Raw genomic sequence first — 25,929 nt, 5'->3', positions numbered from 1 at the left:
GCTAAGGGCGGCACGGGTGGGCGCAGCGGCACCCCGTTCCGCCGGGCTGCGGACCCGCCCGGCCTCAGCCGTCACGGCGAGTGCCTCGCATCCGGGTCCGTCTCGGTCTGTCGGCCATCGCGTGGCCGAATCCAGCCCCCGCCCGGCTCGCCGCCTCGCCGTCGTCTTTCGGTCGTGCCCGAAACTCCGGCGGCTGGCCCGGTCGTGTTCGCTCCCTCGGCCGTGCGCACCTCACCAGCGACGTCGCCTTAGCCGCTCGTCGGCGCCAACACCCCGCCCCGTCCGGCACCCACCTCCCTCGGTAAGAAAATCTTGTCCGAATCATTGACGCACTCTCAGCCCCTCCGTACCTTGTGCCAGCAAGCGCTTACTTGAAACGATTCATGCGAGCGGGACGACGTGCGGGGAGGTCCAACCGTGGTGAACGGCAGGAATGTTGAGAGACGTACGGTCCTGAAGGCGGCCGGGGCCACGGCGGTCACGCTGGGGCTGGCCGCGACGACCGGCTGCGGTGGTGACGGAGGGGCCTCCGCCGACGGGACCGTGACGATTCGTTATGCGTGGTGGGGTGCGGAGGACCGTGCCCAGAGAATCAACAAGACCATCGCGCTCTTCGAGAAGAAGTACCCGAAGATCAAGGTGAAAACGGACTTCCAGCCCTATCTCGACTTCTGGAAGAAGTTCAACACCCAGGCCTCCGGCGGAAATCCGCCGGACGTCTTCCAGAATGCCATCGGCTTCCTCCGTAAATACGACGCGAAGAACGTGCTGCTCGATCTCAGTGAGCAGGCCGATGCCGGCAACCTTCGGATGGAGGGATTCCGCGCCGGTCTCGAGAAGTTCGGCGAGGTTGACGGCAAGCTTCTCGGCGTTCCGGTCGGTTCCAACTCGATGGCATTGGTCATCGACAAGCCCGTCTACACCCGGGCAGGCGTCAAGCCCGAGCAGGGCTGGACGTGGGACGACTTCGACGCGGCGATGAAGAAGATCCGCGACAAGACGGGCCGTGCCGGGGACAGCGGCATGTACGGCGTCATGTACCTCTACGACCTGTACCTGCGCCAGAACGGCAAGGCGTTCTTCACCGAGGACGGACTCGGCTTCACCGAGGCGGACCTGACGGACTGGTGGACGAAGGCCAAGAAGGGCGTGGAGGAGGGCATCTACGCCGATGCCAAGAAGGTCGTCCAGAACAAGCCCAAGTCGGCGGTCGCCGCCGAGCTCGCCGGTGGCGAGTTCACCTGGGACAACTTCACCGTCCGCTACACCAGCGAGGGCAAGAGCGAGTACGGCCTGGCACCCATCCCGACGACGGACGGCAAGAAGACGGGCCAGTACCTCGGCTCGCTGATGCTGAGCGCCTCCAAGCGCACCCAGCACCCCAAGGAGGTCGCCCAGTTCATCGACTTCATGGTGCACGACCCCGAGGTCGCCAAGATCATGGGCTACGACCGCGGTGTGCCCGCGACGCAGGCCCAGTACGACGCGTACCAGCCGACCGACGAGGTCAACAAGGCGATCGCCGCCTACGAGGAGTCCCTCGTCAAGGCCGGGGTCCTGGAGCCCATCACACCGCACCCGAACGGCGCGGACATCTGTGAGTCGGCGTTCCTGCGCATCGCCGAGGAGCTCGCCCTGGGCAAGAGGTCGGTGGACGAGGCCGTCAAGCAGTTCTTCACCGAGTCGAAGACGGCTCTCGGCACCTGATGGGAACCACCGTGACACACGCCCCTGCGATGGAGGGCCTGTCCCAGGACAAGGGCTCCGAGCCGCGGCACGGTCCGGTGAAGCCCGAGCGCCCCGCCGCCCTCAAGCGGCGGCGGCGCCGGGAGAACCTGGCCGGCTATCTCTTCATGTCCCCGTGGATCGCGGGCTTTCTGCTCCTTACCGCGGGCCCGATGGTCGCCTCGCTCTACTTCGCGTTCACCGACTACAACCTGTTCGACGCGCCCAAGTGGATCGGTCTCGACAACTTCTCGGAGATGTTCGGCGATCCGCGTTGGCGTCATTCGGTGCAGGTGACGTTGTGGTACGTCGTCGTGGGAACGCCTCTGAAGCTGATCGCGGCCCTCGGGGTGGCGCTGCTGCTGGCCCAGAGCCGGCGCGGGCAGGCCTTCTACCGGGCCGCCTTCTACGCGCCGTCGCTGATCGGGGCGAGCGTCTCCATCGCGATCGTATGGAAGGCGATCTTCTCGGACGACGCCATCGTGGACCGGGTGCAGAAGAGCTTCGGGATCGACGTCGGTGGCTGGACCGGCGACCCCGACATGATCATCTACAGCCTGGTGGCGCTCACCGTCTGGCAGTTCGGCGCGCCCATGGTGATCTTCCTGGCCGGCCTCAAGCAGGTCCCGCGCGAGCTGTACGAGGCGGCCGAGGTCGACGGGGCGGGCAAGATGCGGCGGTTCTGGAACATCACGCTGCCGATGATCTCCCCGGTGCTCTTCTTCAACGTCCTGCTGGAGACCATTCATTCCTTCCAGATCTTCAGCTCCGCGTACATCGTCGGTGGGGGTGCCGGTGGCAATGCCTGTGGTCCGGCGGACGGCTCGATGGTCTACACCTGCTATCTCTACGTCCAGGGCTTCGAGAACAGCCGGATGGGTCTGGCCTCCGCCATGGCCTGGATGCTGCTCGTCGCGGTCGCCCTGGTGACGGCGGTGCTGTTCTGGTCCCAGAAGCGCTGGGTGCACTACGAGGAGGGCGCGTGATGAGCTCCACCGGACTCTCGACTTCGCGTCACAAACTGCCCGGTTCCCTCGCCTGGCACCTGGGCTCCCTGGTGATCCTCGCGGTGATCCTCTACCCGGTGATCTGGGTCGTCGGCGGTTCGTTCAAGAAGAGCGAGGACGTCGTCGGCAGCCTGGATCTCTTCCCGGGCGATCCGGTCCTCTCCAACTACACGAGTCTCGCGGACGGCATCGCCGACATCCCGATCTCCACGTTCTTCTTCAACTCACTGTTTCTCGCGGTCGGTTCGGTGATCGGGATCGTGGTGTCCTGCTCGCTGACGGCGTACGCCTTCGCGAGGATCAGGTTCGCGGGCCGCAATCTGCTGTTCACGCTGATGATCGGCACCCTCCTGTTGCCGTACCACGTGCTGCTGATCCCGCAGTACGTGCTGTTCCGCAACATGGAGATGATCAACACCTATACTCCGCTGCTGCTCGGGAAGTACCTGGCCACCGAGGCGTTCTTCGTCTTCCTGATGGTGCAGTTCATGCGCAATCTGCCCAAGGAACTCGACGAGGCAGCCAGGCTCGACGGCTGCGGGCACCTGCGGATCTACTGGTCGATCATGCTGCCGCTGTGCCGCCCGGCCCTGATCACCAGTGCGATCTTCACGTTCATCAATGCCTGGAACGACTTCATGGGCCCGCTGATCTACCTCAACGAGCCCGACAAGTACACGGTCTCGCTCGGCCTGAAGATGTTCGTCGACCAGGAGGGGCTGGCCAACTACGGAGGCATGATCGCCATGTCGCTCGTCGCGCTGCTGCCGGTTCTCGCCTTCTTCCTGGCCTTCCAGCGGTATCTGATCGACGGTATGGCCACGTCGGGTCTGAAGGGCTGAGGTGAGCATGGCCGGGACCCGAGTGAAGGCACGTGGTGAGTCGGTGTTCGCCGAGCGGTTCGCGGTGTTCGCCGAGTGTCTGCTGACCGGAGTGTGGATCGCGGTGGCCTCGCTGGGGGTCGTGACGTATCCGGCCGCGTTCGCCGCGGGTGCGCGGCATCTGCGGCGCCGTACCGCGCATGAGGGCGGTGGGTGGCGGGAGTTCGTCGCCGACTTCCGGACGGCTCTGCGCGGCGGGTGGCTCGCCGGGCTCGCCGGGTGGGCCGCGGTGGCCGCGGTGTGGGTGGACGTCCAGGCTGCCCGGGCGGGGATTCCCGGCGGGCCGCTCGTCGGAGCGGTCGGGGTCGTCGCGCTGATCGCCCTCGTCGTGGCGGGGCTGCGTGCGGCGGCGGTCTGGGGGCCGGAGGAACGGTGGCGGACGCTGCTCGCGCATTCCTGGCGGCGGACGGTTCTCGACCCTGCCGGGTCCTTCCTGATCATCGGCGGGCTGGCCGTGGTGGCCCTGTCCGCCTGGTTCGTCGCGCCGCTGGCGGTCCCGGTCCTCGGGGCCGTCGCGGCGGCGGCCGTCGCCGTGGAGGAGCGGTACCGGCACCGCTGACCGGCGGTTCCCTCAACCTCAGGTCGGCGCCCCGGGCGCCGCACCTCTCACTGTCATGCCCCTGACCAGCGTACGGAATCCCGCACGGACACGGAACGGACTAGGAAAGGCAGCATCTCTATGTCTCCCATCCCCCGCAGGTCCCTCCTCAAGGCGGCCGCCGTCGCCGGAGCCGCCGCCCAGTTCAGCTGGGCATTGGGGGCGCAGGACGCGCAGGCCGCCCCAAGAGCCGAGCCCGCCGACGCCGACCCGGTCACCCTCGACTGGCTGGAGGACGGCGGACTCGGCGCGGCCCCCGGCTCCACCGTCGGTGTCCCCTGGCCGAAGGGCGCCTACGAGAAGGAGCAGACCTTCGCGGTCACGGACGCGGACGGCAAGGCCGTTCCCGTGCAGTCCTGGCCGATCGCCTACTGGCCCGACGGCTCCCTCAAGTGGACCGCGCACGCCGTCGGTTCGGGCAACGGCAAGCTCACCCTCGCCGCCGGCACCCCCGCCGCCCCCGAGAAGAAGGTCACCGTCGACAAGAGCGGCGGCACCGTCGACATCTCCACCGGCGTCATCACCGCGAAGATCGGCAAGTCCGGGTCCACCATCGTCAAGTCGGTCACCCGCGGCTCGACGGAGATCGCGAAGAACGGCCGGCTCGTGCTGATCCGCCAGCCCGAGATCGAGGACGAGGACCAGGGCGCGGTCAAGACCGAGCGCTTCGACGGCGCCATTTCCAAGGTCGAGGTCGAGCAGGAGGGCCCGGTCCGCGCGGTCGTCCGCATCGACGGCAAGCACCGCAAGGGAGGCCGCAACTGGCTGCCGTTCTCGATCCGGCTCTACTTCTACGCGGGCGCCGACTCCTTCCGCATGGTCCACACTCTCACCTTCGACGGCACCCAGGAGCCCTCGAAGGCGAGCGGCGACTTCATCCGCGGACTCGGCGTGCGCTTCCAGGTGCCGATGCGGGACCAGGCGTACGACCGGCACGTCCGCATCGGCGGTGACGGCACCGGGCTGCTCCGCGAGGCCGTCAAGGGCATCACCGGACTGCGCCGCGACCCCGGGGCGGCCGTCCGCACGGCCCAGTTCGAGGGCAAGAAGCTGCCCGACCCGGCCACCTGGGACCAGCGGGTCACCACCCGTCTCCAGTACATCCCCGAGTGGGGCGACTACACCCTCTCCCAGCTCTCCGCTGACGGCTTCACGCTCCGGAAGCGGACGAAGAAGGGGCACGGCTGGATCGGCGCGGGCGGCGGGCGGCGGGCGAGCGGCTTCGGGTACGTGGGTGGCGCGAGCGGCGGATTCGCCTTCGGTCTGCGGGACTTCTGGGAGAAGTTCCCCGCCCAGCTCGACATCCGCGATGCCCAGACCGACACGGCCGAGGTCACCCTCTGGCTCTGGTCGCCCGAGGCGCAGCCCATGGACCTGCGCTTCTACCACGACGGCATGGGCCAGGACACCTACCCCGAACAGCTCGAAGGCCTCAACATCACCTACGAGGACTACGAGCCCGAGTTCGGCACCCCCTACGGCATCGCCCGGACCAGCGAACTCCTCTTCTGGGCCCACGACTCCACGCCGAGCGCCGAGGCGATGGCCCGGCAGGTGGCGGCCGTACGCACTCCGCCACAGCTTGCCGCCCCGCCGAAGCAGCTCATCAAGGCGGGCGTCTTCGGCAAGCTGTTCTCCGCGCCGGACCGCTCCACCAGTGCCAAGGCGAAGATCGAGGACCACCTCGATTTCCTCTTCACCTACTACAAGGACCAGGTGGAGCAGCGTCGCTGGTACGGCTTCTGGGACTACGGCGACATCATGCACAGCTACGACCCGAGCCGTCACCAGTGGTGCTACGACGTCGGCGGCTACGCCTGGGACAACTCCGAGCTGTCGCCCGACCTGTGGCTGTGGTTCGCCTACATGCGCTCCGGCCGCGCCGACATCTTCCGCTTCGCCGAGGCCATGACCCGGCACACCGGCGAGGTCGACGTCTACCACCTGGGCAAATGGGCGGGCCTCGGCACCCGGCACGGTGTCCAGCACTACGCCGACAGCGCCAAGCAGCAGCGCATCGCCAATACCACCTATCGCCGCTACTACTACTTCCTCACGGCGGACGAACGCGTCGGCGACCTCATGCACGCCAACGTCGACTCCGACGAGACGTTCCTCGTCCTCGACCCCATCCGCAAGATCCGCACCGAGCCGTACACGCCCGACCGCAATGCCCTGTCCATCGGCTTCGGCACCGACTGGAGCGGCCTGGTCTCGGCCTGGCTCACCGAGTGGGAGCGGCGCGGACCCAAGTGGGAGAAGGCCAAGGCCAGGGTCCTGTCCACGATGGAGACCATCGCCGCCCAGCCCAACGGCTTCGTCCAGGGCAGCGCGCTCTACGACCTCGACACCGGCAAGTTCGCCGTGGACAAGGAACCGAAGGTCGGCGTCTCGCACCTGTCGGCCATGTTCGGCCTGGTCGAGCTGTGCGCCGAGCTGATCGACCAGATCGACATGCCGAAGTTCAAGGAGGCGTGGCTCGACTACTGCCGCTACTTCAACGCCACCAAGGCCGAGCAGAAGGCCCGCTACGGCTCCGACTTCGGTTCCCTGCTGCTCTTCCAGGGCCACTCCCGGCAGGACGCCTACGCCGCCGTCCAGGCGGGCGACGACAAGCTGGCCGCCCGGGCCTGGCGGCAGTTCTACAACAGCGCCGACACCTGGGACTACAAGGAGTCCACCGACTGGTCCACGAAGAAGATCGAGGGACCGACCGGCCTGGTCCCCGGCAGCGAGGCAGCCTGGGTGTCCACCAACGCCACGGCCCTCTACGGCCTGGCGGCGATCCAGAACCTGGCCTTGGTGGGCGACAAGATGCCCTGACCGGGCGCTAGTTCATCCTGCCCAGCACCTCCCGCACCCGCCGGACGTCCCTGATCCGCTGCTCGTACGTCGCCCCGAGTGCGAGCAGCAGGAGTCCGGCGAGGGCGGGGGGCGCCCAGCGGGGGAGCGCGCCCGTCACCTGCACGACGTACGGGGCGAGTTCGTGCAGCGTGACCAGGGCCAGCGCGGAGCCGCCGAGCACCAGCGGCGCCTGGAGGTGGTGCCGCGCTCCCAGCAGAGCGATGAGCAGTGCCGCCGTGCCCAGCAGCAGCGGTCGCGTCCAGTGCGGGTCGGCCCAGGCCGCGACGAGGCTCGGCAGCAGGGTGGCGGCGAGTCCGGGGCCGTACGCCGTCCAGGAGGACGCGCGCGGATCGCGGCGCCGGCGCAGGGCGCCGACGAGCAGCGCGGGCACGGTCACCGGGAGCGTGTAGGCCTCGGGTGTGCCGACGTCCCAGGCGGCCAGACGTACCCACGCGGCCAGCACGAACAGGGCCGTGGCCGCGTAGCCGACGGGACGACGGTCGGGGCGAAGTGCCGTGCCCGCCGCGATCACTCCGCACAGGGCCAGCACCAGGGCGAGCAGCGGCGGATCGGTGACGGCGAGGCCCACGGCGAGCAGGCCGGTGACGGCTCCCACGATCTCGACCGGCAGAGTCGCCCGGTGCTCACCGAGCCGCGCCGCGAGCAGCGCGGCGGCCACGGGGACGGCCAGGACCAGCAGGGCGGTTCCGGCCGCCGGCCAGTCCGCGGCGGCACCGGTGGCCGAGGCCAGGGCGGCGGCGTACACGAGCGCGGCCGGAGCCGTGACGGGGGCGACGCCCGTCTGCCATGAGGCCGCGGCGAACACTGCCACCAGCAACGACAGCACCACGAGGGTCGCGGTCTGGGAGGCGAGAGCGGTCAGGACGAGGCTGACGGAGGTGACCAGGGCGAGGACGAGAGCCGTGAGTCGCGCGGAGGGCACCGTGGTCCGGCCCATGTACAGCGTTGCCGCCGTCATGACTCCCAGGACCGACATCCCCGCGACGTACGGAATCCCGAGAACCGCCGGAAGCATCAGCGCCGTCGCCCAGAGCAGGCCCAGCGCACCGAGCCGGGCCCGCGCACGCCAAGGCTCCGTACGGATCGCCAGGGCGAGGACGGCCGCGACGGCGATCAACACGGCGGGAGCCGCTGCCGAGTCCGCGGGCCAGGGCGCCTCGACGGTCACCGCGGTGCGGGCGTCCGAAGGAGCGCCGTTCCACACACGGCCCACCCAGCCGGCCGGACCCAGCAGCGCCACGGTGACGACGGGCAGCGTCCACAGCAGCGCCAGCGCCTGTACGACGCCGGAGGCCCAGGCGAACCCGTGTCGTATCGCGTCGGGCAGCCGCCCGGCCCGCACCGCCGCCAACAGGGCGATCCCGCACACCAGATGGGCCGGAACCGCCCACTCCGACGGCAGTCCGGAGCGCGCGACCCCACCGAGCGCACCCACGGTGAGCAGTCCCGAGGCGATCGTGAGACCGAGGGAGTGTCGTGTGCCCGGGGTCCGCCAGGCCGCGCCCAGCGCGATCGCCGCCGCGAGCAGGAGAAGCCCCCCGGCTCGGGCAGCGTTGCCCGGATCGTTCGCCGCCAAGGACAGCCAGCCCGCGGCCAGGGCGCCCCAGCCGCCCATGCCGTACGCACCGACGACAGCGGCGATCCGCACCGCCCCGGCCGTCACCCGCAGCGCCACCACCGTGTCGAGCCCTGCCGTCACCAGCAGCGCGGCCGTGATCATGTACGGCCCCGCATCGGCGGCCAGGGCCCACAGCAGCAGCGGGAACTGGGCCGCGGCCAGGGCGGAGGGCAGGGGCAGCCGCAGGGCGGCCGTGGCCGGAAGCAGGCCGTACGCCGACCAGATCACCGCGAGCACCGCTGACGCGGCCGCCGCGTACCCGGTCCCGTCCGTCCCGGTGAGGGCGGCCTCGTGCAGGGCGTAGGCATCCAGGACTGTAAGGGCGAGCCCGAGCCCCGCCACGGACTCGGCCGTCGACCGCAGCCCCCGCTTCAGCAGGAGCACAGGCCCGGCGAGCGCGGCCAGCGTGACCGCGCCGAGCACCAGCGCCCGCCCGGTGATCCCCATATGACCCCAGCTGACCAGCGTGAACACCGCGGCCGCGAGCGTGAGCAGCACGCCGCCGAGGACCAGGAGCACGTTCTGCACGCTGGGCGCGGCGGTCTCCGGGCGGGGTGCCGTGGGTGACCAGGCCACCGGCAGCGGCTGCTGGGCCCGTTGCAGGGTCGAGACCAGCCAGGCGCGACGTGTCAGCAACTGGGCCCTGCGGGCGTCCAGTTGCCGGAGTTCGGCATCGAGGAGCCGCAACTCCTCGGCCGGGGGCGGTAGGTGCGTCATGTCTGGCAGTGTGGTCCGCGTCACCTCGTACGGCATGAGCGCGGATACTCAGGCGCGTACTCAGACATCCCCCACCGGGAGTGGGCAGACTGCGGGCATGGACTGGAACCACTACCGCTTCCGCAGTCTGTGGCCCCTGACCGCGCCGCCCGCCACCGTCTACGAGGCGCTGGAACGGGCCGAGGACTACCCCCGCTGGTGGCGGCAGGTCCGGCAGGTGACCCGGCTCGACGAGACTACCGGCGTGATCCGGATCCGCTCCGTCCTGCCGTACGACATGACATTCACGGCGCGGGAGGTGCGGCGAGACCCCGCGGCCGGTGTGCTGGAGACCGCCCTGTCCGGGGACATCGAGGGCTGGGCGCGCTGGACGGTCACACCGCTCGGGCCGGGCAGCCTCGCGCGGTACGACCAGGTCGTCAGCGTGACCAAGCCGCTGCTGAGGAGGCTCGCCGTACCGGGACGGCCCGTCTTCCGCGCCAACCACACGCTGATGATGCGGTCCGGGCGGCGCGGACTCGTCAGGCACCTCGAAGCGGTTTGAAGGAAACGTGCCGGGGCCTGTATTGTTCAGTCCGTTCCCGGGCGATTAGCTCAGTGGGAGAGCGCTTCGTTCACACCGAAGAGGTCACTGGTTCGAACCCAGTATCGCCCACCGGAAACAGCCGGTCCGTCTCAGACGGACCGGTTTTTTCATGCCCGGATGCCCGGATGCCCGGATGCCCGGATGCCCGGATGCCCGGATGCCCGGATGCCCCGGACCAGATGCTCAGGCCGCCGCCGGCAGGTCCGGACGCAAGGGCCAGGCCGGGTCGACCGACTCCTCGACACCGCTGCGCGCGAACCACGCCTGGAGGCCCCGGGCCTGCGCCGCGTGCCACACCGCCTGCAGGGTGTGCAGTTCACCGGGGGCGAGCCGCTCCAGCCGGGACGCGAACCGGCGGCCCACCGCCCGGGTGACCTCCAGCGCCGCCACGGCATCGGCCGCCGCGTCGTGCGCGCCCTCCAGCGTGACGCCGTAGTGCGCGCACAGATCGGTCAGCGTGCGGCGGCCCTTGCGGTACCGGTCCAGATGCTTGTCCAGGACCCTCGGATCGAGCACGAGCAGCGGCGCCGGCTCGAACCAGCGGTCCAGGGCCGAGGCGCGATGACGGCGCAACTCCCGGTCCAGCAGGGTCAGATCGAACGGCGCGTTCATCACCACGACCGGGCGGCCGGCGTGGGCCTGCTCGGCCAGCACCTCCGCTATCTCGTACATCACCGGCGCCGGCCACCGGCCGTTGCGCTGCAGGTGCTCCTCCGTCAGCCCGTGCACCGCCGTCGCCTCGGCGGGCACCGGAACCCCCGGGTTCACCAGCCAGCGGCTGACCCGCGGGCGGACGCCCGGGGCGTCCTGGACGACGACGGCGGCCGACACGATCCGGTCGGTCTCGACGTCCACGCCCGTCGTCTCCGTGTCGAAGGCGGCCAGCGCCCCCTCGTACCAGCACGTCGTCATAGCCACACAACCCCTCGTTCACCTTCGGCAGTTGACGCACCGTCCGCTGCCCGATTCGGTGATACCCGGGCTGTTTGCGTACTACGCCGGAAGGAGACAACAGGAGTACGGGTTGTTGCAGTTCAGCGGCCCGCCACGGGGACTCACTTGTTCTGGAAGGCTGTTGGCCATGGCCATTGCGCAGCCCGAACGGGGCGGGCTGCTGCCCGAGCGCACGGCTCCCTCCCGCGGCACCCTCGCCACCACCGCCTGCATGGAGACACTGCAGGTCGGCTATCTGCACGCCGTCGCGGCGGCCGCCGGCTGCTCGCTGTCCCAGCCCTTTCCCGACAACGGCATCGACTGGCACGTCAGCCACAGCGCCCCCGGGCACACGGTCGACGACGAGGTCACCATCAAGGTGCAGCTCAAGGCCACCTACCAGGTGCCGCCCAACCCGCCGGGCCGCACCTTCTCCTTCACACTCGACAACGCCCACCTGGCGAAACTCGCCCGCACACCCGTCTCGGTCCACAAGATCCTGGTGGTGATGCTGGTGCCGCGCTCCCAGGACGACTGGCTGCGCGCCGGCCACGACCGGCTCGACCTCAGGCACTGCTGCTACTGGACCAACCTCGCAGGCCAGCCCATCACCGGCCGCACCCGCACCACCGTGCGCATACCGACCGCACGCATCTTCGACGACCGGGCCCTGTGCGAGATCATGACGCGGGTCGGGACGGGAGGGAAACCGTGACGCACCGCCCGACCGAGGAGCCACTGAGGGCCGTGCGGCCCCACCCCGTCGACTCCTGGAGCGGCCCTCCGCCCGAGCCCCGCGAGGTTGACCCTGCCGTGCTGAGCGCCCTGCTGCGTCGGCACGGCTGGCTGCGGCGCGGCGGCGCCCCCGGACGCTACGGCCGCTGGACCCCGCCCGGCCCCGGCGGCAGCGGCACCAGCCTGCTGGTGCCGGAGAGCCGCGCCTTCCCCGACAGCGACGACCTCCTCGGCGAGGCCCTGCTCGCCCTGTCCCGCAGCGGCTCGCCCTCCGCCCGCGAGGTCCTCGTCTCCCTCGCCGTGCCCAGTGACGAGATCCGCTGGTGGCACGACGTCCCCGCCGGGCCCGCCGGTGCGGCGCCCTGGATCGTCGAGGACCGGCTGCGCACCGCGGCCCGCCGGATGCTGCTCGCGGCGGCACTCTCCGCACGCGCGCGGGCCGGCTATCACGGCGCCCGCCACCGCCGCTCCGCCGCCGCGTCCCTGGAGAACGTCCTCGTCGGATCCGCCGCCGACGGCCGGCTCACCGCCTTCGTGCCCGTCGCCGACGGCCGCCCCGTCGCCGTACGCCTCCACCAGGCGCTGTACGCCGCCCGTGAGGCCATCGACTACCAGCGGGCCACGGGCGGCATGGACGCCTTCGACGCCGCGGTCGAGGCAGGGGTGAGCCATGAGCTCACCGAGGCCCTCGTCGCTCTGGTCCGGGGCACGGAGGGCGCCCGGATCGCCGTCGAGTGGGCCCCTGCGGCCGGTGTTCCCGAGGGCTGCGCGCCCTCCGCCGAGCCCGTCGAGTTCTCGCCCGGCGACCTGCCGGTCCTGCGCGAGGCGGGCGCCCGCTATCTTCGCGAGGAACCCGCCGTGCCGGTGCGGATCACCGGAGCGGTGGTGCGGCTGCGCAGGTCGGGGCCGCGCGGCGAGGGCACCGTCCGGCTCCGGGTCCTGGCCGGGGCCGAGATCCCGAACGTCCGGATCACCCTGGACGAGGAGGGCTACCGGATCGCCGGGCACGCCCACCTCGTCGGACTGCCGGTGCGGGTGCAGGGCCGGCTGGAGAGCCGGGGCGGCTTCCGGCGCCTCACCGGCGCCCACGGCGTCGTACCCGTGCAGGTCGACGACGCCGAACGGGACCGGCTGATGAAGGCGCTGCAGGAGAACGCCGGGATGGCGGCCTTCTTCGAGGAGGCCTGCGGAGGCGATCGCGGGGACTGCGAGGACTGATTTCGCGGTCGGCGCCCCGGGGTCGGTACGATCCATACTCGTGTGCGCTCCCGTATGGCGCCGCAGCCCCACCTTCAGTCAGGAGAGACCGGTGTCAGACGTCCGTGTGATCATCCAGCGCGATTCCGAGCGGGAAGAACGCGTGGTGACGACGGGCACTACGGCCGCCGAGCTCTTCGCCGGCGAGCGCTCGATCATCGCCGCGCGCGTGGCCGGCGAGCTCAAGGACCTGTCGTACGCCCTGTCCGAGGGCGACGAGGTCGAGGGCGTCGAGATCTCCTCCGAGGACGGCCTGAACATCCTGCGCCACTCCACCGCGCACGTCATGGCGCAGGCCGTGCAGGAGCTCTTCCCCGAGGCCAAGCTCGGCATCGGCCCGCCCGTCAAGGACGGCTTCTACTACGACTTCGATGTCGAGAAGCCGTTCACGCCCGAGGATCTCAAGGCCATCGAGAAGAAGATGCAGGAGATCCAGAAGCGGGGCCAGAAGTTCGCCCGCCGCGCGATCACCGACGAGGCCGCTCGCGAGGAGCTGGCCGGCGAGCCGTACAAGCTGGAGCTGATCGGCCTCAAGGGCTCGGCCTCCTCCGACGACGGCGCGGACGTCGAGGTCGGCGCAGGCGAGCTGACGATCTACGACAACCTGGACGCCAAGACCGGCGAGCTGTGCTGGAAGGACCTCTGCCGCGGTCCCCACCTGCCCTCCACCCGGAACATCCCGGCGTTCAAGCTGATGCGCAACGCGGCCGCCTACTGGCGCGGCAGCGAGAAGAACCCCATGCTCCAGCGCATCTACGGCACCGCATGGCCCACCAAGGACGAGCTGAAGCAGCACCTGGAGTTCCTCGCGGAGGCCGAGAAGCGCGACCACCGCAAGCTCGGCAGCGAGCTGGACCTGTTCTCCGTCCCGGAGCAGATCGGCTCCGGCCTGGCCGTCTTCCACCCCAAGGGCGGCATCATCCGCCGGGTCATGGAGGACTACTCGCGGCGCCGCCACGAGGAAGAGGGCTACGAGTTCGTCTACACCCCGCACGCCACCAAGGGGAAGCTCTTCGAGACCTCGGGCCACCTGGACTGGTACGCCGACGGCATGTACCCGCCCATGCAGCTCGACGAGGGCGTGGACTACTACCTCAAGCCCATGAACTGCCCGATGCACAACCTGATCTTCGACGCGCGCGGCCGGTCCTACCGTGAACTGCCGCTGCGCCTCTTCGAGTTCGGGACCGTCTACCGCTACGAGAAGTCGGGCGTCGTGCACGGCCTGACCCGGGCCCGCGGCTTCACCCAGGACGACGCGCACATCTACTGCACCCGCGAGCAGATGTCGGAGGAGCTCGACAAGACCCTCACCTTCGTCCTCGGCCTGCTGCGCGACTACGGCCTGACCGACTTCTACCTGGAGCTCTCCACCAAGGACCCGGAGAAGTTCGTAGGCTCGGACGAGGCCTGGGAAGAGGCCACGGAGACGCTGCGCCAGGTCGCCGAGAAGCAGGGCCTGCCCCTCGTGCCCGACCCGGGCGGCGCCGCCTTCTACGGCCCGAAGATCTCCGTCCAGACCAAGGATGCCATCGGCCGCACCTGGCAGATGTCGACGATCCAGCTCGACTTCAACCTGCCGGAGCGCTTCGACCTGGAGTACACGGGCGCGGACGGCGCCAAGCAGCGCCCCGTCATGATCCACCGCGCGCTGTTCGGCTCGATCGAGCGCTTCTTCGCCGTGCTCCTCGAGCACTACGCGGGCGCCTTCCCGGCGTGGCTGGCCCCGGTCCAGGCGGTCGGCATCCCGATCGGTGACGCGCACGTCGAGTACCTCGAGAAGTTCGCGGCGGCGGCCAAGCGGCAGGGCCTGCGCGTCGAGGTCGACTCCTCCTCCGACCGGATGCAGAAGAAGATCCGCAACGCGCAGAAGCAGAAGGTGCCCTTCATGGTCATCGCGGGCGACGAGGACATGTCCCACGGGTCCGTGTCCTTCCGCTACCGCGACGGTTCCCAGGAGAACGGCATCCCCTTCGACGAGGCCATCGCGAAGATCCAGAAGGTCGTCGAGGAGCGGACGCAGGTCTGATCACACGGCGTACGGGCCCCCGGGGAGATCCCGGGGGCCTTTGCCGTCCCCCCAGCTCGACGCCATATGCTGCACTGCATGACGAGTGAGCCGGAGCAGCAGCTGGGAGTGGGGACGCAGGACGCGTTCCAGCGTCTGTGGACGCCCCATCGGATGGCCTACATCCAGGGCGAGAACAAGCCGACCGGCCCGGGCTCGGGCGACGGCTGCCCCTTCTGCTCCATCCCGGCCAAGTCCGACGAGGACGGGCTGGTCGTCCGGCGCGGCGAGCAGGTCTACGCCGTGCTCAACCTCTACCCGTACAACGGCGGGCACCTGATGACCGTGCCCTACCGGCACGTCGCCGACTACACGGACCTCACGGCGGGGGAGACCGCCGAACTCGGCGAACTCACCAAGCAGGCGATGACGGCCCTGCGCACGGCCTCCGGCGCGCACGGCTTCAACATCGGCATGAACCAGGGCACGGTGGCGGGCGCGGGCATCGCGGCCCATCTGCACCAGCACATCGTCCCGCGCTGGGGCGGGGACACGAACTTCATGCCGGTGGTGGGACATACGCGGGTGCTGCCGCAGCTGCTGGCGGACACCCGGAAGATGCTGGCGGAGGCCTGGCCGACGAGCTGAGCCGGGCCGGCACTTCCCAGCCCGTCCGGCGTTTGAGGACGAGGCCGTTCAGGCCGATGGGGGTCTGGGGGCGCAGCCCCCAGGGACACCAGCCCCCACCGGCCTGTGGTTGTACGGCTCAACCGCCGGAGGCCTACGCGTCGTACACGTCCGCCTTCTTCGGCGAAGCCTCCTGCACGGCCCCACTGAGCGCCGCCGACCTGGACCCGAACTTCTCCACATCCACGCCGTTCTCCCGCAGCACCTTCAGCGCCGCCGCATGCACCACACGCAGCACAGGCGTAGCCGCCCGCAACGCGTCGTCCGCCATGAAGCGGTGCCGCCACGGCTGGTCGGCCCACGCATGCCGCAGACCGAACGGCTCCGGGAGCGTCAGACTGCCGCCGAGCCAGTTCAGCAGCGGCGGGTACCAGGTCAGCGGGGCGCGCGCGGCCAGCCGTACCACCTCGTCGGCGTCGATCAGGGGGAGCTTGACGGTGCGGGTCTCCCAGAACCGGAGAGCCTTCTGCACCGCCTTCTCCTTGGCCGCGGGCTTCTCGTTGAACAGGGGGTTCACCGGCCCCAGCGCGTGCCCGGTGACCTCGATGCGCAAGGTGTCGTGCAGCACGGTCACCGTGATCAGCATCGTGATCACCAGATGGCCGTCCCAGAGGGTCCACTGCACACCCAGGTAGTGCCGGTCGCCGCTGCCGAACTGCTGCTTGTTGCAGATGTCCTGTATCGCATGCGTCCGGACCGTGTACGCGTCGACGTCCGTGCCGCTGGGCCGGGACACCTCCGTCGCCTTCTCGCCGATCGGCGTGACGATCCAGTGCGTGATGGAAGGCTTGGGGAAACCGCCGGTGTTGATGGACGTGCGCTCCAGCATGCCCAGGCCGCCCTGGATCGCCACGATGACGTCCCAGCTGCGGAAGGGGTGGAACTCCTTGTCCGGATCGGCGGAGACCAGCTCCTCGGCCAGCTGCCAGCTGCCCCACCGCGTGCCCATGCCGAGTATGCCCTTGGGGCCGGCGTAGAAGACCGAGTTGGACCGCTGCTCGGCGCCGAGACGGGCCAGCTCCTTGCGCACCTGCTCGGCCGCGTCGCCCGGGTTGCCCGGAACGGCCTCCGGGATCTTGGCGCCCACGCCACCGCCCGACAGCAGGCTCGACCAGCGCTCCCGCAGGTCACGGGCGGTCCGCTCGCAGATCTGCTTGGCCCAGAACCAGCCGACGACCGGCATGATGACCGCCGCGCGCCCGTACAAGGCCCAGAATCCCGTGAAGGGCATTTTGATCAGGAACAGCACGGCGAGCGCGCCCACCGCGACCAGCAGGGTCGTGGCGAGGGCGCCGGCACGCTTGTCCTCGCGCTTGGCCATGGTGGTGCGCAGCGTGAACACCAGCAGCCACACGAGGAAGCCCGGCAGGAAGAGCACCCCGCAGATGACCGTGATCGCCGAGAGCCAGTTGTCGCGGTCGCGGCGGATGCGGTGGGCCGCCAGGCAGTGCTCCACGACGACCTGGGGCTCGATGCCGAAGGACTGGATGACGGGGTTGCGCCCGGCACCCAGCATCCGGTCGATGATGGCGCGGGAAAAGGCCTCGCCGAACCTGGGACGGAGGATCTTCGCCCAGGGGCGCGGCGGTTTCACCTTCGACTGGTGCCACTCGTTGTCGGCTTTGAGGATCGTGGTGACCTCGTCGTCCCGGTACGCCGCCGCCGCCAGCGCGTAGGTCGCCGCCGTCTGCCCAGCCGAACCCGCCAGAGGCACCTGGGCCCCTGGGCTGAAGTCGAATCCGTCTGTCACTGCCGCCCCCATCGCTGCCGCATCCGCATCTGCGGCCTTCCCGACTTCCGCGCTCCGCACACCTGTTGATCAGGTCATCAGCGTATCCGCACACACCGACATCCGTCGGCGGGCGGCCGTCAAGCCGCCCGCCGAGGCGGAGGGAAGCCCTCACGAGGGCCACTTGGTGGCGCCGGGCGCGAACTACGAGGCCTGGCGCGCCTCTTCACGCACCCGTTCCGCGACCTGTGGCGGCATCGGCTCGTGCCGCGCGTACCGGCGGCTGAACCGTGCCGTGCCGTGCGACAGCGACCGCAGGTCGACCGAGTACCGGCCGATCTCGATCTCGGGCACCTCGGCCCGGATCACGGTGCGCCCGCCGGGCGTCTGCTCGGTGCCGAGCACCCGGCCGCGCCGCCCCGACAGGTCGCTCATCACCGCGCCCACGAAGTCGTCGCCGACCAGCACCGACACCTCTGCCACCGGCTCCAGCAGATGGATCCGCGCGTCGGACGCCGCCTCCCGCAGCGCGAGCGCGCCGGCCGTCTGGAACGCGGCGTCGGAGGAGTCCACCGAGTGCGCCTTGCCGTCCAGGAGCGTCACGCGTACGTCGATGAGCGGATGCCCGGCGGCAACCCCCTTGGCGGCCTGGGCCCGTACGCCTTTCTCCACCGACGGGATGAACTGCCGCGGCACCGCGCCGCCGACGACCTTGTCCACGAACTCGATGCCGGAGCCGCCCGGCAGCGGCTCGACCTCGATCTCGCAGATGGCGAACTGCCCGTGCCCGCCGGACTGCTTGACGTGCCGGCCGCGTCCGCCCGACCTGTCCGCGAAGGTCTCGCGCAGGGACACCTTGTGCGGCACGACGTCGACCTGGACGCCGTACCGGCTGCGCAGCCGCTCCAGGGCCACGTCGGCGTGCGCCTCGCCCAGGCACCACAGGACCACCTGGTGGGTGTCCTGGTTCTGTTCGAGCCGCATCGTCGGGTCCTCGGCCACCAGCCGGGACAGGCCCTGCGAGAGCTTGTCCTCGTCCGGCTTGCTGTGCGCCTGGATGGCCAGCGGCAGCAGTGGGTCGGGCATCTGCCACGGCTCCATGAGCAGCGGGTCTTCCTTGGCGGACAGGGTGTCGCCGGTCTCGGCGCGGCTCAGCTTGGCCACGCACGCCAGGTCGCCCGCGATGACGTGCGACACCGGGCGCTGCTGCTTGCCGAACGGCGTGGACAGGGCGCCGATCCGCTCGTCGACGTCGTGGTCCTCGTGCCCGCGGTCGGCCAGTCCGTGCCCGGAGACGTGGACCGTCTGGTCGGCGCGCAGGGTGCCGGAGAACAGGCGGATCAGCGACAGCCTGCCGACGTAGGGGTCGGAGGAGGTCTTCACCACCTCCGCGACCAGCGGCGCGTCCGGGTCGCAGGGCCTGAGTTCGCGCGGCTTGCCGTCGATCGTGGTCACCCGCACCGTCTCGTGCTCCAGCGGCGTCGGGAAGCCCCGCGTGATCAGCTCCAGCACCTCCACCGTGCCGAGCCCCTGCCGGGCGCCGTCGGAGGCGGGGGCGGCGGCCAGGACGGGGAAGAAGACCCCGCGCGCGACGGCACGCTCCAGGTCCTCGATCAGCGTCCCGACGTCGACCTGTTCCCCGCCGAGATAGCGGTCCATGAGGGTCTCGTCCTCGCTCTCCGAGATGATCCCCTCGATCAGCCGGTTGCGGGCCTCCTCGATCAGCGGCAGCTCGTCCTCGCCCGGCTCCGACTCCTTGCGCTCGCCGGTCGAGTAGTCGAACAGCTTCTGCGACAGCAGCCCGATCAGGCCGGTCACGGGCGCGTGCCCGTCGGGTGCCTGCGGGCCGTGCAGCGGCAGGTAGAGCGGCAGGACCGCGTCGGGATCGTCAGCGCCGAAGGCCTCCGCGCAGGTCCGCGTCATCTCCTCGAAGTCGGCGCGCGCCGCCTCCAGGTGCGTGACGACGATGGCCCGGGGCATGCCCACGGCCGCGCACTCCTCCCACACCATGCGGGTCGAGCCGTCCACGCCGTCCGAGGCCGAGACGACGAAGAGGGCCGCGTCCGCCGCTCGCAGACCGGCCCTGAGCTCACCGACGAAGTCGGCGTATCCGGGAGTGTCGAGAACATTGACCTTGATGCCGTCCCACTCGACGGGCACCAGGGAGAGCTGCACCGAGCGCTGCTGCCGGTGCTCGATGTCGTCGTAGTCGGAGACGGTGCCGCCGTCCTCCACACGGCCCGCCCGGTTCACCGCCCCCGCCGTGAGTGCGAGGGCTTCCACCAAGGTGGTCTTGCCCGATCCGGAGTGGCCGACCAGCACCACATTCCGTACGGACTGAGGGTGGTCGGCCGCTTGTGCCCTGCCGGCGGCCCCAGGGTGTGTCTGTCCTTTGTCGCCCATGATCCTGCCTCCCGTGCACGGTGAGGTCACTGTGGGCGCGGACACGCGGCTCCGCGTGCATGGCGGCTCCGGCGACGCCCGCGGTTATTCGAGCTTTCCACTCCCGTCACGGCGCGTCCATACGAGGGACGCGATCGCGCCGCCCACCAGCGGCGCGCCGGATCCGCCGCGGGGGTCCGGGTGCCCGCCCCTCGGCCACGCGCGCGCGTGGCTACGATGGGCCAGCCGGTGGCCAGCAGGGGCCATGCGGCGACACCGACCCTCGGGAAGGCCATGCTGAACAAGTACGCGCGTGCATTCTTCACGCGTGTCCTCACACCGTTCGCCGCGTTTCTCATCCGGCGCGGCGTCAGCCCCGACGCCGTCACGCTCATCGGCACCGCCGGTGTGGTCGCGGGCGCGCTGGTCTTCTACCCCATGGGCGAGTTCTTCTGGGGCACGGTCGTGATCACACTCTTCGTGTTCTCCGACCTCGTCGACGGAAACATGGCCCGCCAGCTCGGCCGCTCCAGCCGCTGGGGCGCCTTCCTGGACTCCACGCTCGACCGGGTCGCCGACGGCGCGATCTTCGCCGGCTTCATCCTCTGGTACGCCGGAGGCGGCGACGACCTCGTCCTGTGCGCCGTCTCGATCTTCTGCCTGGCCAGCGGCCAGGTGGTGTCGTACACCAAGGCCCGCGGGGAGTCGATCGGTCTGCCGGTCGCCGTCAACGGGCTGGTCGAGCGGGCCGAGCGGCTGGTGATCTCGCTGGTCGCGGCCGGGCTCGCGGGCCTGCACGCGTTCGGTGTGCCCGGCATCCAGTACCTGCTGCCCGTCGCCCTGTGGATCGTCGCCGTGGGCAGCCTCGTCACGCTGATCCAGCGGGTCGTCACGGTCCGCCGGGAGTCCGCCGAGGCCGAGGCGGCCGCGCGGGACAATGAGGGCGAGCAGCACAACGCCTCTCACGGGAGCGAGGCGGCCACGTGAGCGCACAGGACCGGGTGACGGACGCGCTGTACGGCCTCGGCTGGAGCACCGTCAGGAAGCTCCCCGAGCCGGTCGCCGTACGGCTCGGGCAGACCATCGCCGACCTCGCATGGAAACAGCGTGGCAAGGGCGTCCAGCGCCTGGAGAGCAACTACGCGCGCGTGGTGCCCGACGCCGGGCCCGAGCGGCTGGCCGAGCTCTCCCGCGCGGGCATGCGCTCCTACCTGCGCTACTGGATGGAGTCGTTCCGGCTCCCCGCCTGGAGCAAGGAACGGATCAAGGGCGGTTTCGACCCCAAGGACCTGCACCACCTCACCGAGGGCATGGCCGCCGGCAAGGGCGTCATACTCGCCCTGCCGCACTTGGGCAACTGGGATCTCGCCGGCGCCTGGGTCACCACCGAGCTGGGCATCCCGTTCACGACCGTGGCCGAGCGCCTGAAGCCGGAGACGCTGTACGACCGGTTCGTCGCCTACCGCGAGAGCCTCGGCATGGAGGTCCTGCCGCACAGCGGCGGCACCGCCTTCGGCACCCTGGCCCGGCGGCTGCGCGACGGCGGCCTGGTCTGCCTGGTCGCCGACCGCGACCTCTCCGCCTCCGGGGTCGAGGTCGATTTCTTCGGCGACACCGCCCGGATGCCGGCCGGACCCGCCCTGCTCGCCCAGCAGACGGGCGCCCTTTTGCTCCCCGTCACCCTCTGGTACGACGACTCGCCCGTGATGCGGGGCCGCGTCCACCCGCCCGTCGAGGTGCCCGAGTCAGGCACGCGCGCCGAGAAGACGTCTGTGATGGCACAGGCGCTGGCCGACGCCTTCGCCTCAGGGATCGCCGACCATCCGGAGGACTGGCACATGCTGCAGCGCCTGTGGCTCGCGGACCTCGATCCAGCGAAGGGATCCACGTGAGGATCGGCATCGTCTGCCCGTACTCCTGGGACGTACCGGGCGGCGTCCAGTTCCACATCCGTGACCTGGCCGAATACTTCATCCGCCGCGGCCACGAGGTGTCCGTCCTCGCCCCGGCCGACGACGACACCCCGCTGCCGCCGTACGTCGTCTCGGCCGGGCGCGCGGTGCCGGTGCCGTACAACGGCTCGGTGGCCCGGCTGAACTTCGGCTTCCTCTCGGCGGCCCGGGTGCGCCGGTGGCTGCACGACGGCGCGTTCGACGTGATCCACATCCACGAGCCGACCTCGCCGTCGCTGGGCCTGCTGACCTGCTGGGCGGCGCAGGGCCCGATCGTCGCCACGTTCCACACCTCCAACCCGCGCTCCCGGGCGATGATCGCCGCGTACTCGATCCTCCAGGCCGCCCTGGAGAAGATCAGCGCGCGGATCGCGGTGAGCGAGTACGCCCGGCGCACCCTCGTGGAGCACCTCGGCGGGGACGCGGTAGTGATTCCGAACGGCGTCGACGTCGACTTCTTCGCCGAGGCCGAGCCCAAGGCCGAGTGGCAGGGCGACACGATCGGCTTCATCGGGCGCATCGACGAGCCCCGCAAGGGACTGCCGGTGCTCATGAAGGCCCTGCCGAAGATCCTCGCCGCCCGCCCGGGGACCCGGCTGCTGGTCGCGGGGCGCGGTGACGAGGAGGAGGCGGTGGAGACACTGCCGGCCGAGCTGCGCTCCCGCGTGGAGTTCCTCGGCATGGTCAGCGACGAGGACAAGGCGCGCTTCCTGCGCAGCGTCGACCTGTACGTCGCGCCCAACACCGGCGGCGAGAGCTTCGGCATCATCCTGGTCGAGGCCATGTCCGCCGGTGCCCCCGTCCTCGCCTCCGACCTGGACGCCTTCGCGCAGGTCCTGGACCGTGGGGCGGCCGGGGAACTGTTCCCGAACGAGGACGCCGACGCCCTCGCCGACGCGGCCGTCCGGCTGCTGGCGGACCCGGAGCGCCGCGCGGAGCTGCGCGAGCGGGGGAGCGCCCATGTGCGGCGCTTCGACTGGTCGACCGTCGGCGCGGACATCCTGTCCGTCTACGAGACGGTGACGGCGGGCGCGGCGGCGGTGGCCGAGGACGACCGGGTGACAGGGCTTCGGGCCAGACTGGGGTTCGCCCGGGACTGAGACCGGACGGACAGATTCCGCCCGGGCGGAGCGGAAGGGCGGCTCCGTCGGGGCGGGGTGAACCGGGAGGCCGGCCGGGCCGCTAGCCTTGCCGCCCGTGACCACCACTCTCATCTGGATCGCCGTCGCCCTGGTCGCGATCGGGCTGTATCTGAGCTGGACCGCCGGCCGGCTCGACCGTCTCCACGCCCGGATCGACGCCGCCCGCGCCGCCCTGGACGCGCAGCTGCTGCGCCGGGCCTCGGTGGCGCAGGAACTGGCCACGTCCGGGGTCCTGGATCCGGCGGCCTCGATCGTGCTCTACGAGGCCGCGCACGCCGCCCGGCAGGCGGAGGAGGAACAGCGGGAGGTCTCGGAGAGCGAGCTGAGTCAGGCACTGCGCGCCGTGTTCGCCGAGCCCGCGCAGGTGGAGGCGGTACGCGAGGCGCCCGGGGGAGAGGAGGCCGCGACCGAGCTCGTACAGGCGGTGCGGCGCGTCCCCATGGCCCGCCGCTTCCACAACGACGCCGTACGCGCCGCTCGCGCGCTGCGCCGCCATCGCAAGGTCCGCTGGTTCCGCCTCGCGGGCCACGCACCGTTCCCGATGGCCTTCGAGATGGACGACGAACCACCGGCCGCGCTGGCCGACCGCGCGGGCTCCTGACGGCGGGACCCCACCGCCGCAGGGCGAAAACAATCCACCGGCTTCTCATTGGCCCTTGCTGTGGCCTGCTCCCCTCACGTTTCCTCGGTGCTGCACAAAACCCCTCTTTCCCAGCAGCGAGGTCACCCGTGTCCATCTCCGAAAACCAGGCTCCCGAGACCGGCACCGCCCGTGTGAAGCGCGGCATGGCCGAGCAGCTCAAGGGCGGCGTCATCATGGACGTCGTCACGCCGGAGCAGGCGAAGATCGCCGAGGACGCGGGCGCCGTCGCCGTCATGGCCCTGGAGCGGGTCCCGGCCGACATCCGCAAGGACGGCGGCGTGGCCCGCATGTCCGACCCGGACATGATCGAGGGCATCATCGACGCCGTCTCCATCCCGGTCATGGCCAAGTCCCGCATCGGCCACTTCGTCGAGGCCCAGGTGCTGCAGTCCCTCGGCGTCGACTACATCGACGAGTCCGAGGTCCTCACCCCGGCCGACGAGGTCAACCACAGCGACAAGTTCGCCTTCACCACCCCCTTCGTCTGCGGCGCCACCAACCTGGGCGAGGCCCTGCGCCGCATCGCCGAGGGTGCCGCGATGATCCGCTCCAAGGGCGAGGCCGGCACCGGCAACGTCGTCGAGGCCGTCCGCCACCTGCGCCAGATCAAGAACGAGATCGCCCGCCTGCGCGGCTACGACAACAACGAGCTGTACGCCGCCGCCAAGGACCTGCGCGCCCCGTACGAGCTGGTCAAGGAGGTCTCCGAGCTGGGCAAGCTGCCGGTCGTGCTGTTCTCCGCAGGCGGTGTCGCCACCCCGGCCGACGCGGCCCTGATGCGCCAGCTCGGCGCCGAGGGCGTCTTCGTCGGCTCCGGCATCTTCAAGTCCGGCGACCCGGCCAAGCGCGCCGCCGCCATCGTGAAGGCCACCACCTTCTACGACGACCCGAAGATCGTCGCCGACGCGTCCCGCAACCTCGGCGAGGCCATGGTCGGCATCAACTGCGACACCCTCCCCGAGACCGAGCGCTACGCCAACCGCGGCTGGTAAGGCACAGGAACCCATGAGCGACACCCCCGTCATAGGCGTCCTGGCCCTCCAGGGCGACGTACGGGAGCACCTCGTCGCCCTGGCCGCGGCCGATGCCGTGGCCAGGCCGGTGCGGCGCCCCGAAGAGCTCGCCGAGGTGGACGGCCTCGTCATCCCCGGCGGCGAGTCCACCACCATCTCGAAGCTGGCCGTCCTGTTCGGCCTGATGGACCCGCTCCGCGCGCGCGTGCGGGACGGCCTGCCCGTCTACGGCACCTGCGCCGGCATGATCATGCTCGCCGACAAGATCCTCGACCCGCGTTCGGGCCAGGAGACCATCGGCGGCATCGACATGATCGTGCGCCGCAACGCCTTCGGCCGGCAGAACGAGTCCTTCGAGGCGGCCGTCGACGTCGAGGGCGTCGAGGGCGCCCCGGTGGAGGGCGTCTTCATCCGCGCCCCCTGGGTCGAGTCCGTCGGCGCCGAGGCCGAGGTGCTCGCCGAGCACGACGGCCATATCGTCGCGGTCCGCCAGGGCGTGGCCCTGGCCACGTCGTTCCACCCGGAACTGACCGGCGACCACCGTGTGCACGGCCTGTTCGTGGACATGGTGCGCGCGAACCGTACAGCCGAGTCCTTGTAGGATTCCTGCGTTCGTTGCTGAGATGGGTTACGCGAAGGAGACAGGCAGATGTCCGGCCACTCTAAATGGGCCACGACTAAGCACAAGAAGGCCGTCATCGATGCCAAGCGCGGCAAGCTCTTCGCGAAGCTGATCAAGAACATCGAGGTCGCGGCGCGCATGGGCGGCGTCGACCTCGAAGGAAACCCGACGCTCTACGACGCCGTCCAGAAGGCGAAGAAGCAGTCGGTTCCGAACAAGAACATCGACTCCGCGATCAAGCGCGGTGGCGGTCTCGAGGCCGGCGGCGCCGACTACGAGACGATCATGTACGAGGGCTACGGCCCGAACGGCGTCGCGGTGCTCATCGAGTGCCTCACCGACAACCGCAACCGCGCCGCCTCCGACGTCCGCGTCGCCATGACCCGCAACGGCGGCTCGATGGCCGACCCGGGCTCCGTGTCGTACATGTTCAGCCGCAAGGGCGTCGTCATCGTCCCCAAGGGCGAGCTGGCCGAGGACGACGTCCTGGGTGCCGTCCTGGACGCGGGCGCCGAGGAGGTCAACGACCTCGGTGAGTCCTTCGAGGTCATCAGCGAGGCCACCGACCTGGTCGCGGTCCGCACCGCCCTCCAGGAAGCCGGCATCGACTACGACTCCGCCGACTCCAGCTTCGTGCCGTCCGTCCAGGTCGAGCTGGACGAGGAGGGCGCCAAGAAGATCTTCAAGCTGATCGACGCGCTCGAGGACAGCGACGACGTGCAGAACGTCTTCGCCAACTTCGACGTCAGCGACGAGATCATGGAGAAGGTCGACGCGTAGCGCTGCCGCGCGCCGCGAGTTTCGGCGGGCCGGTGGGACACGTCCCACC

Annotated in this window: 21 protein-coding genes and 1 tRNA gene; 18 read left to right on the top strand and 4 right to left on the bottom strand. The window is 70.4% G+C overall.

The genetic code is table 11. From position 1 onward, the window contains the following. Window positions 1–417 precede the first annotated feature (417 nt). The 5 genes from ACWIF2_RS31995 to ACWIF2_RS31975 all read left to right on the top strand — a co-directional run bounded on the left by ACWIF2_RS31995 (window position 418) and on the right by ACWIF2_RS31975 (window position 7,034). Window positions 418–1,707, top strand: a complete 1,290-nt coding sequence (locus tag ACWIF2_RS31995; protein ID WP_454364393.1) for an ABC transporter substrate-binding protein — start codon at window positions 418–420, stop codon at window positions 1,705–1,707. Beyond that, entirely contained in the window at window positions 1,707–2,711 is a 1,005-nt protein-coding gene (locus ACWIF2_RS31990; protein ID WP_454364392.1) for a carbohydrate ABC transporter permease, read from the top strand. The genes ACWIF2_RS31995 and ACWIF2_RS31990 overlap by 1 nt, the downstream gene beginning before the upstream one ends. Beyond that, a complete protein-coding gene (locus ACWIF2_RS31985) occupies window positions 2,711–3,574 on the top strand; it encodes a carbohydrate ABC transporter permease (protein ID WP_454364391.1) in 864 nt (287 codons plus the stop codon). The genes ACWIF2_RS31990 and ACWIF2_RS31985 overlap by 1 nt, the downstream gene beginning before the upstream one ends. A gap of 7 nt (window positions 3,575–3,581) precedes the next feature. Next, window positions 3,582–4,172, top strand: a complete 591-nt coding sequence (locus ACWIF2_RS31980) for a hypothetical protein (RefSeq protein ID WP_454364390.1) — start codon at window positions 3,582–3,584, stop codon at window positions 4,170–4,172. 120 nt (window positions 4,173–4,292) lie between these two features. After that, the gene (locus ACWIF2_RS31975) at window positions 4,293–7,034 is read left to right on the top strand and encodes an exo-rhamnogalacturonan lyase family protein (RefSeq protein ID WP_454364389.1); all 2,742 of its coding nucleotides are present in this window, start codon (window positions 4,293–4,295) and stop codon (window positions 7,032–7,034) included. Window positions 7,035–7,041: 7 nt separating this feature from the next. Here ACWIF2_RS31975 and ACWIF2_RS31970 read toward each other — a convergent pair whose 3' ends face one another. Further along, window positions 7,042–9,447, bottom strand: a complete 2,406-nt coding sequence (locus ACWIF2_RS31970) for an SCO7613 C-terminal domain-containing membrane protein (RefSeq protein ID WP_454364388.1) — start codon at window positions 9,445–9,447, stop codon at window positions 7,042–7,044. Window positions 9,448–9,508: 61 nt separating this feature from the next. Here ACWIF2_RS31970 and ACWIF2_RS31965 point away from each other — a divergent pair, with 61 nt between their 5' ends. Both ACWIF2_RS31965 and ACWIF2_RS31960 read left to right on the top strand, forming a co-directional pair. Further along, window positions 9,509–9,955 (top strand): SRPBCC family protein, encoded by a 447-nt coding sequence (locus ACWIF2_RS31965; RefSeq protein WP_454364387.1) that lies wholly within the window; start codon window positions 9,509–9,511, stop codon window positions 9,953–9,955. A gap of 39 nt (window positions 9,956–9,994) precedes the next feature. After that, window positions 9,995–10,066, top strand: a tRNA-Val gene (locus tag ACWIF2_RS31960). A gap of 114 nt (window positions 10,067–10,180) precedes the next feature. On the opposite strand, the gene ACWIF2_RS31955 is transcribed toward ACWIF2_RS31960, so the two are convergent. Further along, window positions 10,181–10,909 carry a 3'-5' exonuclease gene (locus ACWIF2_RS31955; RefSeq protein ID WP_215122594.1) on the bottom strand — a complete coding sequence of 243 codons (729 nt, stop codon included), beginning with the start codon at window positions 10,907–10,909 and terminating at the stop codon, window positions 10,181–10,183. Window positions 10,910–11,078: 169 nt separating this feature from the next. Between ACWIF2_RS31955 and ACWIF2_RS31950 the strand changes: the two genes are divergently transcribed. The 4 genes from ACWIF2_RS31950 to ACWIF2_RS31935 all read left to right on the top strand — a co-directional run bounded on the left by ACWIF2_RS31950 (window position 11,079) and on the right by ACWIF2_RS31935 (window position 15,578). Next, window positions 11,079–11,645 carry a DUF4365 domain-containing protein gene (locus ACWIF2_RS31950; RefSeq protein ID WP_382497656.1) on the top strand — a complete coding sequence of 189 codons (567 nt, stop codon included), beginning with the start codon at window positions 11,079–11,081 and terminating at the stop codon, window positions 11,643–11,645. Continuing rightward, window positions 11,642–12,883: a hypothetical protein gene (locus ACWIF2_RS31945; protein ID WP_454364386.1), complete on the top strand. Its 1,242-nt coding sequence runs from the start codon at window positions 11,642–11,644 to the stop codon at window positions 12,881–12,883. Before ACWIF2_RS31950 ends, ACWIF2_RS31945 begins: the two co-directional genes overlap by 4 nt. 91 nt (window positions 12,884–12,974) lie before the next feature. Next, complete coding sequence (thrS, locus tag ACWIF2_RS31940) at window positions 12,975–14,951, top strand: threonine--tRNA ligase (protein WP_454364385.1); 1,977 nt, start codon at window positions 12,975–12,977, stop codon at window positions 14,949–14,951. Between the two features lie 66 nt (window positions 14,952–15,017). Next, window positions 15,018–15,578, top strand: a complete 561-nt coding sequence (locus tag ACWIF2_RS31935) for an HIT family protein (protein WP_311124712.1) — start codon at window positions 15,018–15,020, stop codon at window positions 15,576–15,578. Window positions 15,579–15,711: 133 nt separating this feature from the next. Here the strand turns inward: ACWIF2_RS31935 and ACWIF2_RS31930 are convergent, their stop codons facing one another. Both ACWIF2_RS31930 and ACWIF2_RS31925 read right to left on the bottom strand, forming a co-directional pair. After that, on the bottom strand, window positions 15,712–17,379 hold the full coding sequence (locus ACWIF2_RS31930) for a hypothetical protein (RefSeq protein WP_454364384.1): 1,668 nt from the start codon (window positions 17,377–17,379) through the stop codon (window positions 15,712–15,714). Window positions 17,380–17,550: 171 nt separating this feature from the next. Further along, the gene (locus ACWIF2_RS31925; RefSeq protein ID WP_454364383.1) at window positions 17,551–19,749 is read right to left on the bottom strand and encodes an elongation factor G-like protein EF-G2; all 2,199 of its coding nucleotides are present in this window, start codon (window positions 19,747–19,749) and stop codon (window positions 17,551–17,553) included. A 216-nt stretch (window positions 19,750–19,965) separates the two neighbouring features. On the opposite strand from ACWIF2_RS31925, the gene pgsA reads away from it, so the two are divergent. From pgsA to ACWIF2_RS31890, 7 genes are all read left to right on the top strand, one after another. Further along, the gene (gene pgsA / locus ACWIF2_RS31920) at window positions 19,966–20,715 is read left to right on the top strand and encodes a phosphatidylinositol phosphate synthase (RefSeq protein ID WP_454364382.1); all 750 of its coding nucleotides are present in this window, start codon (window positions 19,966–19,968) and stop codon (window positions 20,713–20,715) included. Beyond that, window positions 20,712–21,620, top strand: a complete 909-nt coding sequence (locus tag ACWIF2_RS31915) for a phosphatidylinositol mannoside acyltransferase (RefSeq protein ID WP_454364381.1) — start codon at window positions 20,712–20,714, stop codon at window positions 21,618–21,620. Before pgsA ends, ACWIF2_RS31915 begins: the two co-directional genes overlap by 4 nt. Next, window positions 21,617–22,780 carry a glycosyltransferase family 4 protein gene (locus ACWIF2_RS31910; protein ID WP_454364380.1) on the top strand — a complete coding sequence of 388 codons (1,164 nt, stop codon included), beginning with the start codon at window positions 21,617–21,619 and terminating at the stop codon, window positions 22,778–22,780. Before ACWIF2_RS31915 ends, ACWIF2_RS31910 begins: the two co-directional genes overlap by 4 nt. Before the next feature lie 97 nt (window positions 22,781–22,877). Beyond that, window positions 22,878–23,423 (top strand): hypothetical protein, encoded by a 546-nt coding sequence (locus ACWIF2_RS31905; RefSeq protein WP_454364379.1) that lies wholly within the window; start codon window positions 22,878–22,880, stop codon window positions 23,421–23,423. A 128-nt stretch (window positions 23,424–23,551) separates the two neighbouring features. Then, window positions 23,552–24,457 (top strand): pyridoxal 5'-phosphate synthase lyase subunit PdxS, encoded by a 906-nt coding sequence (gene pdxS, locus ACWIF2_RS31900; protein ID WP_184597240.1) that lies wholly within the window; start codon window positions 23,552–23,554, stop codon window positions 24,455–24,457. Window positions 24,458–24,470: 13 nt separating this feature from the next. Next, window positions 24,471–25,079, top strand: a complete 609-nt coding sequence (gene pdxT, locus ACWIF2_RS31895) for a pyridoxal 5'-phosphate synthase glutaminase subunit PdxT (protein WP_454364378.1) — start codon at window positions 24,471–24,473, stop codon at window positions 25,077–25,079. A gap of 48 nt (window positions 25,080–25,127) precedes the next feature. Beyond that, window positions 25,128–25,880, top strand: a complete 753-nt coding sequence (locus ACWIF2_RS31890) for a YebC/PmpR family DNA-binding transcriptional regulator (protein ID WP_454364377.1) — start codon at window positions 25,128–25,130, stop codon at window positions 25,878–25,880. Window positions 25,881–25,929: the final 49 nt, after the last annotated feature.

The organism is Streptomyces sp. NPDC055506 (assembly GCF_053643595.1).
Note: the sequence above shows the minus strand (reverse complement) of the source record. Positions and strands in the feature narration are given on the sequence as shown.